A 13,208-nucleotide genomic window follows, 5' to 3' on the forward strand; every position below is an offset into this window, starting at 1 on the left:
CTGTCAACCGACCGACCCGAGGAAATAAACCATGAGTGCCAAAGAAAACGCCGCCGTCAACCTGTTGCTTGAACTGCTGGAATCACGCTATGCACTGCGTGTCCTGTGGGCCCTGAAAGACGGCCATCCGCAAACCTTTCGCCTGCTTCAGGACAGCATTGGCAGCATCACGCCCAACACCTTGAACACCCGTATCAAAGAATTGCGCGCAGCCGGCTTGCTGGTGCATGGCGAAAAAGGCTACACCGTCACCACGCTGGGCGCTGACCTGCTCAAACGCCTCAATGACCTGCAGGCGTTTGCCGGCAAGTGGGCCATCAGCCAGACCAAAGTCAACGCAGAAAAAGCCAGCCAGGCCTGAGCCTCAGGCTGCAGCTTCAAAAAAACAGGCCTTGTGCCTGTTTTTTTACGCCTGGGCCGCGCTGGCCAGAGCTGGAATTCAGGCTGGCGGTAAAGAGGCAGCGGGTGTTCAGCCGTCTGCAATTTTTAGTCAGACCAAATTTCATGACCAATACTCAAATCCCTGGCTTGAAAAGGGCTTTGCAATCCCAAACTAGTCAACTTAGCAGCTTCAAAGATTTTCACCACTATGTCCGAGAACAAACACCCCGAGCACAACCAGGCCCTGACAGGCGCACCCAGCCCTGAAGAACTTGAAGCGGCGCAGGCCGCCAACGAGTTCGATGCCATGAACGCGGCGAACGAGGCGCAAGCCCAATTGTCCGTTTTGCAAGCCAAAAACACCGAACTGTCCGACAACTACCTGCGCGCCAAGGCGGAGGCTGAAAACGCCCGTCGCCGCGCCGACGACGAAATCTCCAAGGCGCGCAAGTTCGCCCTTGAAAGCTTCGCCGAAAGCTTGTTGCCGGTGCTTGACAGCTTTGAAGCCGGCCTGGCATTGAAAGAAGCCACCGGGCAACAGCTCCGCGAAGGCTCTGAAGCCACGTTGAAGCAACTCAAAAGCGCCCTGGAGCGCAACAAGGTCATCGAGATCAACCCGGAAGCCGGTGCAAAGTTCGACCCACACCAGCACCAGGCCATCAGCATGGTGCCCGCGCCGCAGCAGGAAGCCAACACCGTGGTCACTGTGCTGCAAAAGGGCTATCTGATTGCCGAGCGCGTGCTGCGCCCTGCGCTGGTCACTGTCGCCGCACCGCACTAACAGAAAACTGACAAAAAAGCGGCTCAAGCCCTTGAAGTTGAAAAACTTATCCGCAACTCTCAAGCAGCTTGATGAACCCGGCAGCCAACAACGCTTGAGCCGGCATCCAAACCTTAACCAAACAATAAACTGGAGTAAATCATGGGAAGAATCATCGGTATCGACTTGGGCACCACCAACAGCTGCGTCGCCATCATGGAGGGCAACACGCCCCGCGTCATTGAAAACTCGGAAGGCGCGCGCACCACGCCGTCCATCGTCGCCTACCAGGAAGACGGTGAAGTGCTGGTCGGTGCTTCGGCCAAGCGCCAGGCCGTGACCAATCCCAAAAACACGCTCTACGCTGTCAAACGCCTGATTGGCCGCAAGTTCGCTGAAAAAGAAGTGCAAAAAGACATCGGCCTGATGCCTTACTCGATCGTGCCTGCCGACAATGGCGACGCCTGGATTGAAGTGCGTGGCAAAAAACTCTCGGCCCAGCAAGTCAGCGCCGACATCCTGCGCAAAATGAAGAAGACGGCTGAAGACTACCTTGGCGAGCCCGTCACCGACGCAGTGATCACCGTGCCCGCGTACTTCAACGACGCCCAGCGCCAAGCCACCAAAGACGCCGGCCGTATTGCCGGTCTGGATGTCAAGCGCATCATCAACGAGCCTACCGCTGCCGCCCTCGCCTTTGGCCTGGACAAGCAGGAAAAGGGCGACCGCAAGATTGCTGTGTATGACCTGGGCGGCGGTACGTTCGACATCTCGATCATCGAGATTGCCGATGTCGACGGCGAAAAGCAGTTTGAAGTGCTGTCTACCAACGGCGACACCTTCCTGGGTGGCGAAGACTTTGACCAGCGCATCATTGACTACATCATTGACGAGTTCAAGAAAGACTCCGGCGTCAACCTCAAGAACGACGTGCTGGCCCTGCAGCGCCTGAAAGAAGCCGCTGAAAAAGCAAAGATTGAACTGTCGAACAGCGCGCAGACCGACATCAACCTGCCTTACATCACTGCCGATGCATCAGGCCCGAAACACCTGAGCGTCAAGATGACCCGCGCCAAGTTAGAGAGCCTGGTCGACGAACTCATCGAGCGCACGATTGTTCCTTGCCGCACGGCGGTCAAGGATGCCGGTATCAGCGTGGGCGACATTCAGGACGTGATCCTGGTCGGCGGCATGAGCCGTATGCCGAAGGTGCAGGAAAAGGTCAAGGAATTCTTCGGCAAGGAGCCGCGCAAGGACGTGAACCCCGATGAAGCCGTGGCCGTGGGCGCTGCGATTCAGGGCCAGGTGCTGTCGGGCGACCGCTCTGACGTGCTGCTGCTCGACGTGACGCCACTCTCCCTGGGTATCGAAACCATGGGCGGCGTGATGACCAAGATGATCAAGAAGAACACGACCATCCCGACCAAGTTCGCCCAGACCTTCTCGACCGCTGAAGACAACCAGCCGGCCGTGACGATCAAGGTGTTCCAAGGCGAGCGCGAGATTGCATCGGGCAACAAAGGCCTGGGCGAGTTCAACCTTGAAGGCATTCCGCCAGCCTCGCGCGGCACGCCGCAAATTGAAGTGTCGTTCGACATTGACGCCAACGGCATCCTGCACGTCGGTGCGAAAGACAAAGGCACCGGCAAGGAAAACAAGATCACCATCAAGGCCAACTCGGGCTTGTCGGAAGCTGAAATCCAGCAGATGGTCAAAGACGCTGAGCTGAACGCCGAAGACGACAAGAAAAAAGTCGAATTTGTGCAAGCCAAAAATAGCGCCGAAGCCATGGTTCACAGCGTGAAAAAATCGCTGACCGAATACGGTGACAAGCTCGATGCGCCTGAAAAGGAAAAAATCGAAGCCGCCATCAAGGACATGGAAGAAGCCCTGAAGTCTGACGACAAAGACGCGATTGAAAGCAAGAACGCCGCATTGATGGAAGCCAGCCAAAAGCTGGGCGAAAAAATGTATGCCGACATGCAGTCTTCGCAAGCTGCTGGCGGCGACACAGCCGGTGCAGCAGGGGCCGAACAAGCCCAGGCCAAGCCCGCCGCTGACGACAATGTGGTTGACGCTGAAGTCAAGGAAGTTAAGAAGGGCTGACAAAAACTGGCCACATGTGGCTCGCCGACTGCATGAAAGTGCCTAGTTGGCGCAAGAGCGGAAACCAGGAGCAATCCCGGATTTCCGCTTTTGCGTTTTACCGCTTCATGCAATGGCTGGCTTTTCTGGCTGCTTTGGCCCTCTTTGCCTTTGTTGACCGCTGAACTTTTAACAATGATTGCCTGACCTGACATGGCCAAAAAAGACTATTACGACACGCTGGGCGTTCCCAAGAACGCCAGCGACGACGACATCAAAAAAGCCTACCGCAAGCTTGCGATGAAACACCACCCTGACCGCAATCAGGGTGATGGCAGCAAGAATTCGGAAGAAAAATTCAAGGAGGCCAAAGAGGCCTACGAGATGCTTTCAGATGCGCAAAAACGCGCCGCCTACGACCAGTACGGTCACGCCGGCGTAGACCCGAACCGGGGCGGCGGCCCGGGCGCAGAAGGCTTTGGCGGTTTTGCCGAGGCTTTCGGCGATATTTTTGGCGATGTGTTTGGCGGGCAGCGCGGCGGCCAGGGCGGCGGCGGCGGTCGGCAGGTTTACCGGGGCGGCGACCTGAGCTATGCGATGGAAATCACGCTTGAAGAAGCGGCCACCGGCAAGGATGCCCAGATCCGCATTCCCAGCTGGGACGATTGCAGTATTTGCCAGGGCAGTGGCGCCAAGCCGGGCACCAAGGTGGCGACCTGCACCACTTGCCACGGCCACGGCGTCGTGCAAATGCGCCAGGGCTTTTTCAGCGTGCAGCAAACCTGCCCGCAGTGCAAGGGCACCGGCAAACTGATTCCATCCCCGTGTGTGGCTTGCCACGGCGTGGGCAAAACCAAGAGCAACAAGACGCTGGAAGTCAAAATTCCGGCGGGCATTGACGACGGGATGCGCATCCGCTCGACCGGCAACGGCGAACCCGGCACCAACGGCGGCCCGCCCGGCGACCTGTACATCGAAATCAGGATCAAAAAGCACGCTATCTTTGAACGCGAAGGCGACGACCTGCACTGCGCGGTACCGATCAGTTTCACCACGGCCGCGCTGGGCGGTGAAATTGACGTACCCACGCTGGCCGGCAAAGCCGCCATCGACATTCCCGAAGGCACGCAGGCCGGCAAGCAGTTCCGGCTGCGCGGCAAAGGCATCAAGGGCGTGCGTTCGAGCTATCCGGGCGATCTGTATTGCCACATCTCGGTCGAAACGCCCGTCAAGCTGACCGAACACCAGCGCAAGCTGCTCAAGGAACTGGACGAGTCAATCAAAACCGGCGGTGCCAAGCATTCCCCCAGCGAAGAAGGCTGGACTGACAAGCTGAAAAGTTTCTTCGGCGCCTGAGCCGGGCAGCACAACCCGGCCAGCTGCAACGGCCATGACGGCCAGCGCACTGCCTTCCTGAAAAAAAAGCCGGATTCAATCCGGCTTTTTTTATGGCATTGCCGGTCTGGGGTAGCGAATAGCAGCAGCGGGCCAGTGGGTGAATTTTTTGACTATGCCGTGATTTCAGGCAGCAAGGCCTCTTATCGGCGGGTTACGGAACGATTGCAGGCCTGTATTTAAGCCAAACAGGGCTGTTGCGCAATGTGGACGTGCGCTGTCAGCTATCAGGTTCATAGCAAAATTACTGCCTTCAACGCTTTTTGCACGCACACGCCCGCCAGTGCTGCCGCGCCTGCAGCGGTATTTCTGAAAATACCCATACGCTTGGGCGTGCGACGGGGCGCGCAGAAACCTGCCCGTAAAATCGTTCGGGCATGCCCCTTATCACCCTCATCGCCCTCCCCTTCTTTGGCAGCTTTCTGGCGGCACTGTTGCCCGCCAATGCGCGCAATGCCGAATCGACGCTGGCCGGCCTGATCGCGCTGTTTTGCACCGTGCAGGCAGCGCTGTACTTTCCGCAAATTGTCGATGGCGGCGTGCTGCGCCAAGAAATTGAATGGCTGCCGGCGCTGGGCCTGAACCTGGTGATCCGGCTGGACGGCTTTGCGTGGATGTTTTGCATGCTGGTGCTGGGCATTGGCGCGCTGGTGGTGCTGTATGCGCGCTACTACATGTCGCCGAGCGACCCGGTGCCGCGATTTTTTTCCTTTTTTCTGGCGTTCATGGGGGCGATGACGGGCATCGTGCTGTCGGGCAACATCATCCAGCTGGCTTTTTTCTGGGAACTGACCAGTCTTTTTTCGTTCTTGCTCATCGGCTACTGGCACCACCGCAAGGATGCGCGGCGCGGCGCGCGCATGGCACTGACCGTAACCGGCACGGGCGGGCTGTGCATGCTGGCTGGCATGCTGGTCATGGGCCACATCGTCGGCAGTTATGACCTGGATGCGGTGCTGGCGGCCGGTGCGCAGATTCGTGCGCATCCGCTCTACCTGACGTGCCTGGTGCTGGTGCTGCTGGGTGCGCTGACCAAAAGCGCGCAGTTTCCGTTTCATTTCTGGCTGCCGCACGCGATGGCCGCGCCGACGCCCGTGTCGGCCTATCTGCATTCGGCCACCATGGTGAAGGCCGGTGTTTTTTTGCTGGCGCGCATGTGGCCGGTGCTGGGCGGCACCGAACCGTGGTTCTGGTTGGTCGGCGGCGCGGGGTTGATCACGCTGCTGATTGGCGGCTACGCGGCGATGTTCCAGAACGACCTGAAGGGCTTGCTGGCGTATTCAACGATTTCGCACCTCGGCTTGATTACCTTGCTGCTGGGCCTGAACAGCCCGCTGGCGGCAGTGGCGGCGGTGTTTCACATCATGAACCATGCGACCTTCAAGGCGTCGCTGTTCATGGCGGCGGGCATTGTGGACCATGAAAGCGGCACGCGGGACATTCGGCGGCTCTCTGGCTTGCGCCGGATGATGCCGGTGACCGCCACGCTGGCGATGGTGGCCAGTGCGTCCATGGCGGGCGTGCCGCTGCTCAACGGGTTTTTGTCGAAGGAAATGTTCTTTGCCGAAACCGTATTCATCCAGGCCAGTCCGCTGATCTCCACGCTGCTGCCGGTGGCGGCCACCGTGGCGGGCATGTTCAGCGTGGCCTATTCGCTGCGCTTTATCGTCGATGTATTTTTTGGCCCGCCCGCCACCGACCTGCCCCAGCAACCGCACGAACCCCCGCACTGGATGCGCGTGCCGGTCGAGCTGCTGGTGCTGGCTTGTCTGGTGGTGGGCATATTTCCGGCCTGGTCGATGGGCCAGTTTTTGAATGCTGCGGCGCTTCCGGTGGTGGGCGGCGAGTTGCCCGCTTTCAGCCTGGCCGTCTGGCACGGCCTGAACACGCCTTTTTTGATGAGCATTGTGGCCATGCTGGGCGGCACTGCGATGTATTTGCTGCTGCGTCGCCAGCGCGCGCTGGGCCGGGTCGATGCGCCGATATTGATGCATCACCTCAACGGCAAACGCATGTTTCACCATGCGCTGGCGCTGCTGACGATGTTGGGCCGCCAGGGCCGCCGGCTTTTTGGCACGCAGCGCCTGCAGTGGCAAATGCTGTGGCTGCTGCTCGCGGCCTTGGTGGCAGGCACGCTGCCGTTGTGGAGCAAGGGCCTGTATGTGGGCAACCGCGCTTCGCTGGCGCTGTCGCCGGCTTTTGCCATGCTCTGGGCGGTCGGCGGGGTCTGCGCGGTCGGCGCTGCCTGGCAGGCCAAATACCACCGCATGGCGGCGCTGACGCTGATGGGCGGGGCCGGCCTGTGTACCAGCATCACATTTTTATGGTTTTCTGCGCCTGATTTGGCGCTGACGCAACTGGTAGTGGAAATCGTCACCACGGTGCTGATTTTGCTGGGTCTGCGCTGGTTGCCCAAGCGCCAGGAAAGCCTGCGCCTGATTGGCCGGGCCGAGCGACGCGGCACGCGCCGGCGCCGGATTCGCGATTTGGCGCTGTCGGTAGGGGCAGGCACTGGCATGGCGCTGCTGGCCTGGGCCATGATGAGCCGGCCCTTTCCCGAAAGCACGTCAACCTTCTTTCTGGAACGCGCACTGACCGACGGCGGCGGCAGCAACGTGGTCAACGTCATGCTGGTGGACTTTCGGGGCTTTGATACGTTTGGCGAAATCGTCGTGCTGGGCATCGTGGCGCTGACGGTGTATGCGCTGCTGCGGCGCTTTCGCCCGGCGATTGAAACCATGGACTTGCCCGAGCAGCAGCGCGCCCTGCCGGCCGATCTGGCCACCGACCTGCTCAACCCGCGCCTGGCCCTTGATACGGCGGTGGGCTATTTGATGGTGCCGGCCGTGCTGGCCCGGCTGCTGCTGCCGTTGGCCGTGATGGTGGCGGTGTTTTTCTTCCTGCGCGGGCACAACGAACCAGGGGGCGGTTTTGTGGCCGGGCTGGTGCTGTCGGTGGCGCTGCTGCTGCAATACATCATCTCGGGCACGCAGTGGGTCGAGGCGCACCTGTACTTGCGGCTGCGGAGCTGGATTGCCGTGGGCTTGCTGCTGGTGCTGGCGACGGGCCTGGGGCCGCTGGTGTTTGGCTACCCTTTCCTGACCAGCCACACCGCCCACTGGACGCTGCCGCTGATTGGCGACATTCATGTGGCCAGCGCAACGTTTTTTGACCTGGGTGTTTTTTCTCTGGTGGTCGGCTCGACGATGATGATTTTGACGTCGATTGCCCACCAGTCGGTGCGCGGCCACCGCTACCACGCCAGAATGGCCGAAGAAGCCCAAGAGGCGGCATTGGCCGCCGCCGCAACGGAAGGCCGCTGATGGAAATTGTTCTGGCCATTGCCATTGGTGTGCTGACCGGCTCGGGCGTGTGGCTGCTGCTTCGCCCGCGCACTTTCCAGGTCATCATGGGGCTGGCGCTGCTGTCGTATGCCGTCAACCTGTTCATTTTCAGCATGGGGCGGCTCGGGCTGGCGCTGGGCAAGGCACCGGTTTTGCAATCGGGTGTCACGCCAGCATTAATCAATTACGCCGATCCGATGCCGCAAGCACTGGCACTGACCGCCATCGTCATCGGCTTTGCCATGACGGCGCTGTTTTTGGTGGTGTTGCTGGCCTCGCGCGGCATGTCGGGCACTGACCATGTCGATGGCAGCCAGTCCGACGACACGCCGGAAATGCCATGAGCGCCTTGACGACCCTGAACGAAGTCATGGCGCCGCTGATGCCGCACCTGATGCTGGCGCCCATTCTTTTGCCCTTGCTCACGGCGGCACTGTTGCTGCTGATGGGCGAAGACCGGCCGCGCTTCAAGCTCATCGTCAATTTGCTGTCCACATTGCTCGGCCTGGGCGTTGCGCTGGCCTTGCTGGGCTGGGCCAACCAGCAGGGCACGGCGTCCACCATGGACGTTTACCTGACCGGAAACTGGCCCGCGCCCTACGGCATCGTGCTGGCGCTGGACCGGCTGTCAGCGCTGATGCTGGTGCTGACCAGTGTTATTGCGCTGGCGTCAAGCGTGTTTTCTGCCGCCCGCTGGCACCGGGCCGGGGTTCATTTTCACCCGCTGTTCCAGCTCCAGCTGATGGGGCTTTGCGGCGCTTTCCTGACTGCCGACCTGTTCAACCTGTTCGTTTTTTTCGAGATCATGCTGGCCGCCTCCTACGGCTTGCTGCTGCATGGCTCGGGCCGCGCGCGCGTGCAATCGGGGCTGCATTTCATTGCCGTCAACCTGGCGGCGTCGTCGCTGTTTTTGATTGGCGCGTCCATGCTGTATGGCCTGACGGGCACGCTGAACATGGCCGATCTGGCGCAAAGCATTCCCGAGGTGGCGCAAACCGACCGGGGCTTGCTGCATGCCGCCGTCGGCATTTTGGCGACGGCCTTTTTGATCAAGGCGGCGGTGTGGCCGCTGAACTTCTGGCTGGTGCCGGCCTACAGCGCGGCTACCGCGCCGGTCGGGGCGCTGTTTGCCATCATGACCAAGGTCGGCATTTATGTGATCTTGCGACTGTGGCTGCTGCTGTTCGGCTTAGAGGCCGGCGCGTCGGCGCAGTTTGGCAGCCTGTGGCTGATCGGCGGCGGCATGCTGACGATGGTGTTTGGCGCCATCGGCATGCTGGGCGCGCAGCGGCTGGGCTATCTGGCCGGTTTTGCCGCCATCTTGTCGTCGGGCAGCCTGCTGGCGGCTGTCGGGTTTGGGCAAAACGGCTTGACGGCCGGTTTGCTGTATTACCTGCCCAGTTCCACGCTGGCTATCAGCGCGCTGTTTTTGCTCGCCGACCTGATGGATCGCTGGCGCAATGACGGCGCCAGCGTAGCGCCGCATGACAACGACGACGCGCCGTTCCTGACCGCCGAGCTGGTGCCCACCAAAGGCCTGAACCTGGACGATGACCAGGAAGCGCTGACGGGCCGGGTGATTCCCGCCGCCGTCGCCCTGCTGGGCCTGGCGTTCATGGCCTGCACACTGGTAATTACCGGCTTGCCGCCGCTGTCCGGCTTTGTCGGAAAATTTGCCATGCTGACGGCTTTGCTCAATCCGCTGGGGTTGGGTGCCGTGGCGGCGCAGCCCCCCGGCGCGGCGGGCTGGACACTGCTGGCGCTGCTGATTGGCACCGGCTTGATCGCCTTGATTGCCCTGACGCGGGCCGGCATTTTGCATTTTTGGGCCACTTACGACCGCGCGCCGTTGCAGTTGCGGCTGCTCGAAGGCCTGCCGATTGCCGGCCTGCTGGGCGCGTGCGTTGCCATGACGCTTTACGCCGGGCCGGTCATGCGCTACATGCAGGCCACCGCCGATGCGCTGCACACACCGAGCCTGTACATCAAGGCCATCATGTCGGCCCGCCCCATCCCCGGCCCGCAAGCGCCGCGCGTTGAACCCGTCAAGGAAGCCCCATGAAACGCCTGTTGCCCGCGCCGCTGCTGTCGGTGGCGCTGTTTGTGCTGTGGCTGCTGCTTAACCGCACGGTGGGGCTGGGCCATGTGTTGCTGGCATTGCTGCTGGCGCTGGCCATTCCGGTGTTTACCGCCGGGCTGCGGCCTGTGCCAGTGCGCATCCGCAAGCCGGGTGTGGCGCTGCGCCTGTTGCTGACGGTGGTGGGCGACTCGGTGCAGTCGAACATCGCCGTAGTGCGCCTGCTGCTCAAACCCGGCCGCCCCAGCCATACGCCGGCGTTCGTGCATGTGCCACTCGACATGCGCGACCCCAACGCGCTGGCCATGCTGGCCTTGATTGTCTGCATTACCCCCGGCACGGCCTGGGCCGAGTTGTCGCGTGACCGCACCACCTTGCTGCTGCATGCCCTGGATGTCAGCGACACCCGTGCCATGGCGGCGCAGATCAAGGCGCGTTACGAGCGCCCGTTGATGGAGATTTTTGAATCATGAACCCGATACTTTCCTGGGCGCTGCCACTGGCGCTGTTCATGCTGGCGCTGGCAATGGCCTGCACACTGGCCAGGCTGATCAAGGGGCCGGCGGCGCAAGACCGCGTGCTGGCGCTGGACTGCATGTATGTCAACGGCATGCTGGTCATGCTGGTGCTGGGCATTATTTATGGCGACGGCCATTATTTTGAAGCGGCGCTGCTGGTGGCGCTGCTGGGGTTTGTCAGCACCACGGCGATGGCCAAGTTTTTGCTGCGCGGCGAGGTGATCGAATGACGGAAGTGGACCTGCCGCTGTGGGCCGAAGCCCTGGTGTCCGCGCTGGTGCTGCTCGGCGCGGCCATCGCCCTGCTGGGCTCTTTCGGCTTGCTGCGGCTGAAGACATTTTTTGAGCGCATCCACGTGCCGGCCATCATTGCCACGCTGGGCTGCTGGTGCATCACGCTGGGAACGGTGCTGTTCTTTTCACTGCAGAAAAACGAGCTGGCCGTATTCCCCTTGCTGATCACGTTTTTTATCGCTATCACGGTGCCGATTGCCACTATTTTTCTGGTGCGCGCTGCCTTGTTTCGGGCACGCCAGATGGGCAAGGACGTACCGCCCAGCGTCAGCCAGCCAGTCCGGCCAGGCAGCAGGGACTTCTGAATTGATAGCAGCTTGCGCCCGCTGGTATTGCGCAACAAGCCTGTTTGGCATAAAAATCTGACTCAAACCGCGTAGCGCGCCACAAACTCGCGGTCGATGCGGTTTTTCCAGCGCCAGACCCACGCGCCCTCAACGGCCAGCCCGCCCCACACCGCAATCGCATGCTGGCCGCCACACGCCAGCAAATTAAGTGCGCGTGCTTGCGGCATATAGGGCTTGAGCGGCTTGCCTTGACAGGCGGCGCGCAAGTTGGCCAGCAGCGGCGGGCCGGCGCGCACCGCGTACACGCCGCTTCGCGCATGCGGCGCATCGACGCGGCTGGCCACATCGCCAGCGGCAAACACCGCCGGATGGCTGGTGCTTTGCTGAAAGGCGTTGACGGCCACAAAACCGCCCTCGTCCAGCGCCAAACCGCTGCCGGCCAGCCACGCCGGCGCTTGTGCGCCCAGCGCCAGCAGCGGCACATCGCAGGCCAGTCGCTGGCCGTTGCCCAGCCGCATACCGCCCGCATGAAGGCACACGCACGACTCAGCCAGCACCTCAATCCGAAGGCGTTGCAAGACCCGGGCAATGCGGCGCTGCACACCCGCCGTATAGCTGGCGCCCGGTGGCTGCGCGCCACTGAGCAGCGTCACCCGGCTGCCAGGCGCCAACGCCGCCCCGCGCAGCGCATGCGCCGCCGCCATCGCCAGCTCCAGCCCGGCTGCGCCTGCGCCAACCACCACCAGACGAATTTTTTGCTGCTGCGCCATCGCCATGACGCGCGGCCAGAGCTGGCCGAAGGCTTCGATGGGCCGCACGAACAAGGCATGCTCGCGCGCGCCCGGCATCTGCAGCTCAATCTTTTGGCGGTCCATGACCGGGCCAGTGTCCAGGCTCAGCCAGTCGTAGGTCAGCGTCTTGCCACTGGCCAGCGTCACGATGCGGGCCTCGGCGTTCAGCCCCGTTGCGCTGCCTTGCACATAATTCACCCTGCTCCGCGCCAGCAGGCTGTCGAGCGGAATCATGCAGTCGGCCAGCGCGTAATGTCCGGCGACAAACCCCGGCACCATGCCCGAATAAAGCTGGCGCGGATGCGGTGCGACCAGCGTGACGGTCAAGTCGGCAGGCCGGTCTTGCGCCAGGCCGTGCAGCACCTGCACATGGGCATGGCCTGCGCCCAGCAGCACCAGATGCCGCTTGACTGCTGGCGCGGGGCTTGCCGGCGCAGCGCCGGCTTTATCGGCAGGCTTGGCCTGGCTTTCAGCCGGCGTCATGGCGACAGCGTGATGTCGCCGACATAGCCCAGGCTCTGGCCGGCGGTGTTATCCGAGTCGGCGCCCACCAGAAGCCCCTGCAAAGGCGGCACGGTAGCGGATTCCTTGCCGAAGGCGCGCTGGAAGTCGGCCGTCAAATCTTGCGAGTGCGCCACCCACTTGCCCAAATGCAGCTCGCCGCTGTCGGCCACGATCATGCGCAGACGGTGCGAGAACGCGTTGTCAAGCAGCGTTCCGGCGGGCAAAGTAGCGTCCCAGACATAGCACAAGGTGGCGGCAGGCAGGTTTTCGCCGCTCGCCGAGCGGGCGGCGCGCAGCAGGTTACGCTCGATAAAACCGACTTGCTCCAGCGGCATGTCAAACAGCACGCAGACCTTGAGCGGCGTGTCGTCGCCGGCCTTTTGCCGCAAGTCGGTGCCGCGCAGCGGCTGGTCAAGCCGCCAGCGCCAGCGCAGTTTCGTGCCAGGGGTCAGCGCCAGGGCGGGCAAGTCATGCACCAGGTTGGCATAGGAATGGTCGGTCTGCACGCGCAGCACGGGCCGGCCCTCCAGCGGCACCATGTCAAAGCGTGTCAGCGGCTTGTTGGCCTTGGGCAAGCCCACCACGCGCCACGGCGCAGGCGGCATCGCGCCACTGGCCGATGAAAAAGGGTGCAGATTCGCCGCCGTCGCCGCTGGCGGGGCAGAATCCTGGGCAAATACCGGGCTTGCGCATGCGCACAGGGCGCTGCCAGCTATCAAAAGAATAGTGCGATAAAAAGAAGAAAAGCGCCTTGCGGCGAAATGCAGTGTCAT

The 13,208-nt window shown here is 61.9% G+C and carries 12 protein-coding genes; 10 read left to right on the forward strand and 2 right to left on the reverse strand.

The genetic code is table 11. The features are described 5' to 3' along the window. Positions 1-31 precede the first annotated feature (31 nt). The 10 genes from RCH06_RS00665 (at position 32) to mnhG (ending at position 11,158) form a co-directional block, all read left to right on the forward strand. Entirely contained in the window at positions 32-361 is a 330-nt protein-coding gene (locus RCH06_RS00665; RefSeq protein WP_327079500.1) for a winged helix-turn-helix transcriptional regulator, read from the forward strand. A gap of 228 nt (positions 362-589) precedes the next feature. Beyond that, positions 590-1,162 (forward strand): nucleotide exchange factor GrpE, encoded by a 573-nt coding sequence (gene grpE, locus RCH06_RS00670; RefSeq protein ID WP_327079501.1) that lies wholly within the window; start codon positions 590-592, stop codon positions 1,160-1,162. Positions 1,163-1,303: 141 nt separating this feature from the next. Beyond that, a complete protein-coding gene (gene dnaK / locus RCH06_RS00675; RefSeq protein ID WP_327079502.1) occupies positions 1,304-3,247 on the forward strand; it encodes a molecular chaperone DnaK in 1,944 nt (647 codons plus the stop codon). A 192-nt stretch (positions 3,248-3,439) separates the two neighbouring features. After that, positions 3,440-4,582 (forward strand): molecular chaperone DnaJ, encoded by a 1,143-nt coding sequence (gene dnaJ, locus RCH06_RS00680; RefSeq protein ID WP_327079503.1) that lies wholly within the window; start codon positions 3,440-3,442, stop codon positions 4,580-4,582. A gap of 416 nt (positions 4,583-4,998) precedes the next feature. Continuing rightward, positions 4,999-7,944 (forward strand): monovalent cation/H+ antiporter subunit A, encoded by a 2,946-nt coding sequence (locus RCH06_RS00685; protein ID WP_327079504.1) that lies wholly within the window; start codon positions 4,999-5,001, stop codon positions 7,942-7,944. Continuing rightward, positions 7,944-8,309, forward strand: coding sequence for a Na+/H+ antiporter subunit C (locus tag RCH06_RS00690; RefSeq protein WP_327079505.1), 366 nt, complete (start codon positions 7,944-7,946; stop codon positions 8,307-8,309). Before RCH06_RS00685 ends, RCH06_RS00690 begins: the two co-directional genes overlap by 1 nt. After that, positions 8,306-10,027, forward strand: a complete 1,722-nt coding sequence (locus RCH06_RS00695) for a monovalent cation/H+ antiporter subunit D (protein WP_327079506.1) — start codon at positions 8,306-8,308, stop codon at positions 10,025-10,027. Before RCH06_RS00690 ends, RCH06_RS00695 begins: the two co-directional genes overlap by 4 nt. Continuing rightward, a complete protein-coding gene (locus RCH06_RS00700) occupies positions 10,024-10,515 on the forward strand; it encodes a Na+/H+ antiporter subunit E (protein WP_327079507.1) in 492 nt (163 codons plus the stop codon). Before RCH06_RS00695 ends, RCH06_RS00700 begins: the two co-directional genes overlap by 4 nt. After that, entirely contained in the window at positions 10,512-10,790 is a 279-nt protein-coding gene (locus RCH06_RS00705) for a K+/H+ antiporter subunit F (RefSeq protein ID WP_327079508.1), read from the forward strand. The genes RCH06_RS00700 and RCH06_RS00705 overlap by 4 nt, the downstream gene beginning before the upstream one ends. After that, positions 10,787-11,158: a monovalent cation/H(+) antiporter subunit G gene (gene mnhG, locus RCH06_RS00710; RefSeq protein WP_327079509.1), complete on the forward strand. Its 372-nt coding sequence runs from the start codon at positions 10,787-10,789 to the stop codon at positions 11,156-11,158. Before RCH06_RS00705 ends, mnhG begins: the two co-directional genes overlap by 4 nt. Before the next feature lie 62 nt (positions 11,159-11,220). Here the strand turns inward: mnhG and RCH06_RS00715 are convergent, their stop codons facing one another. Both RCH06_RS00715 and RCH06_RS00720 read right to left on the reverse strand, forming a co-directional pair. After that, positions 11,221-12,414, reverse strand: a complete 1,194-nt coding sequence (locus tag RCH06_RS00715) for an FAD-dependent oxidoreductase (protein ID WP_327079510.1) — start codon at positions 12,412-12,414, stop codon at positions 11,221-11,223. Next, positions 12,411-13,208 carry a DUF3047 domain-containing protein gene (locus tag RCH06_RS00720; RefSeq protein WP_327079511.1) on the reverse strand — a complete coding sequence of 266 codons (798 nt, stop codon included), beginning with the start codon at positions 13,206-13,208 and terminating at the stop codon, positions 12,411-12,413. Before RCH06_RS00720 ends, RCH06_RS00715 begins: the two co-directional genes overlap by 4 nt.

Source organism: Polaromonas sp. CG_9.5 (genome assembly GCF_035984465.1).
GTDB lineage: Bacteria > Pseudomonadota > Gammaproteobacteria > Burkholderiales > Burkholderiaceae_C > Polaromonas.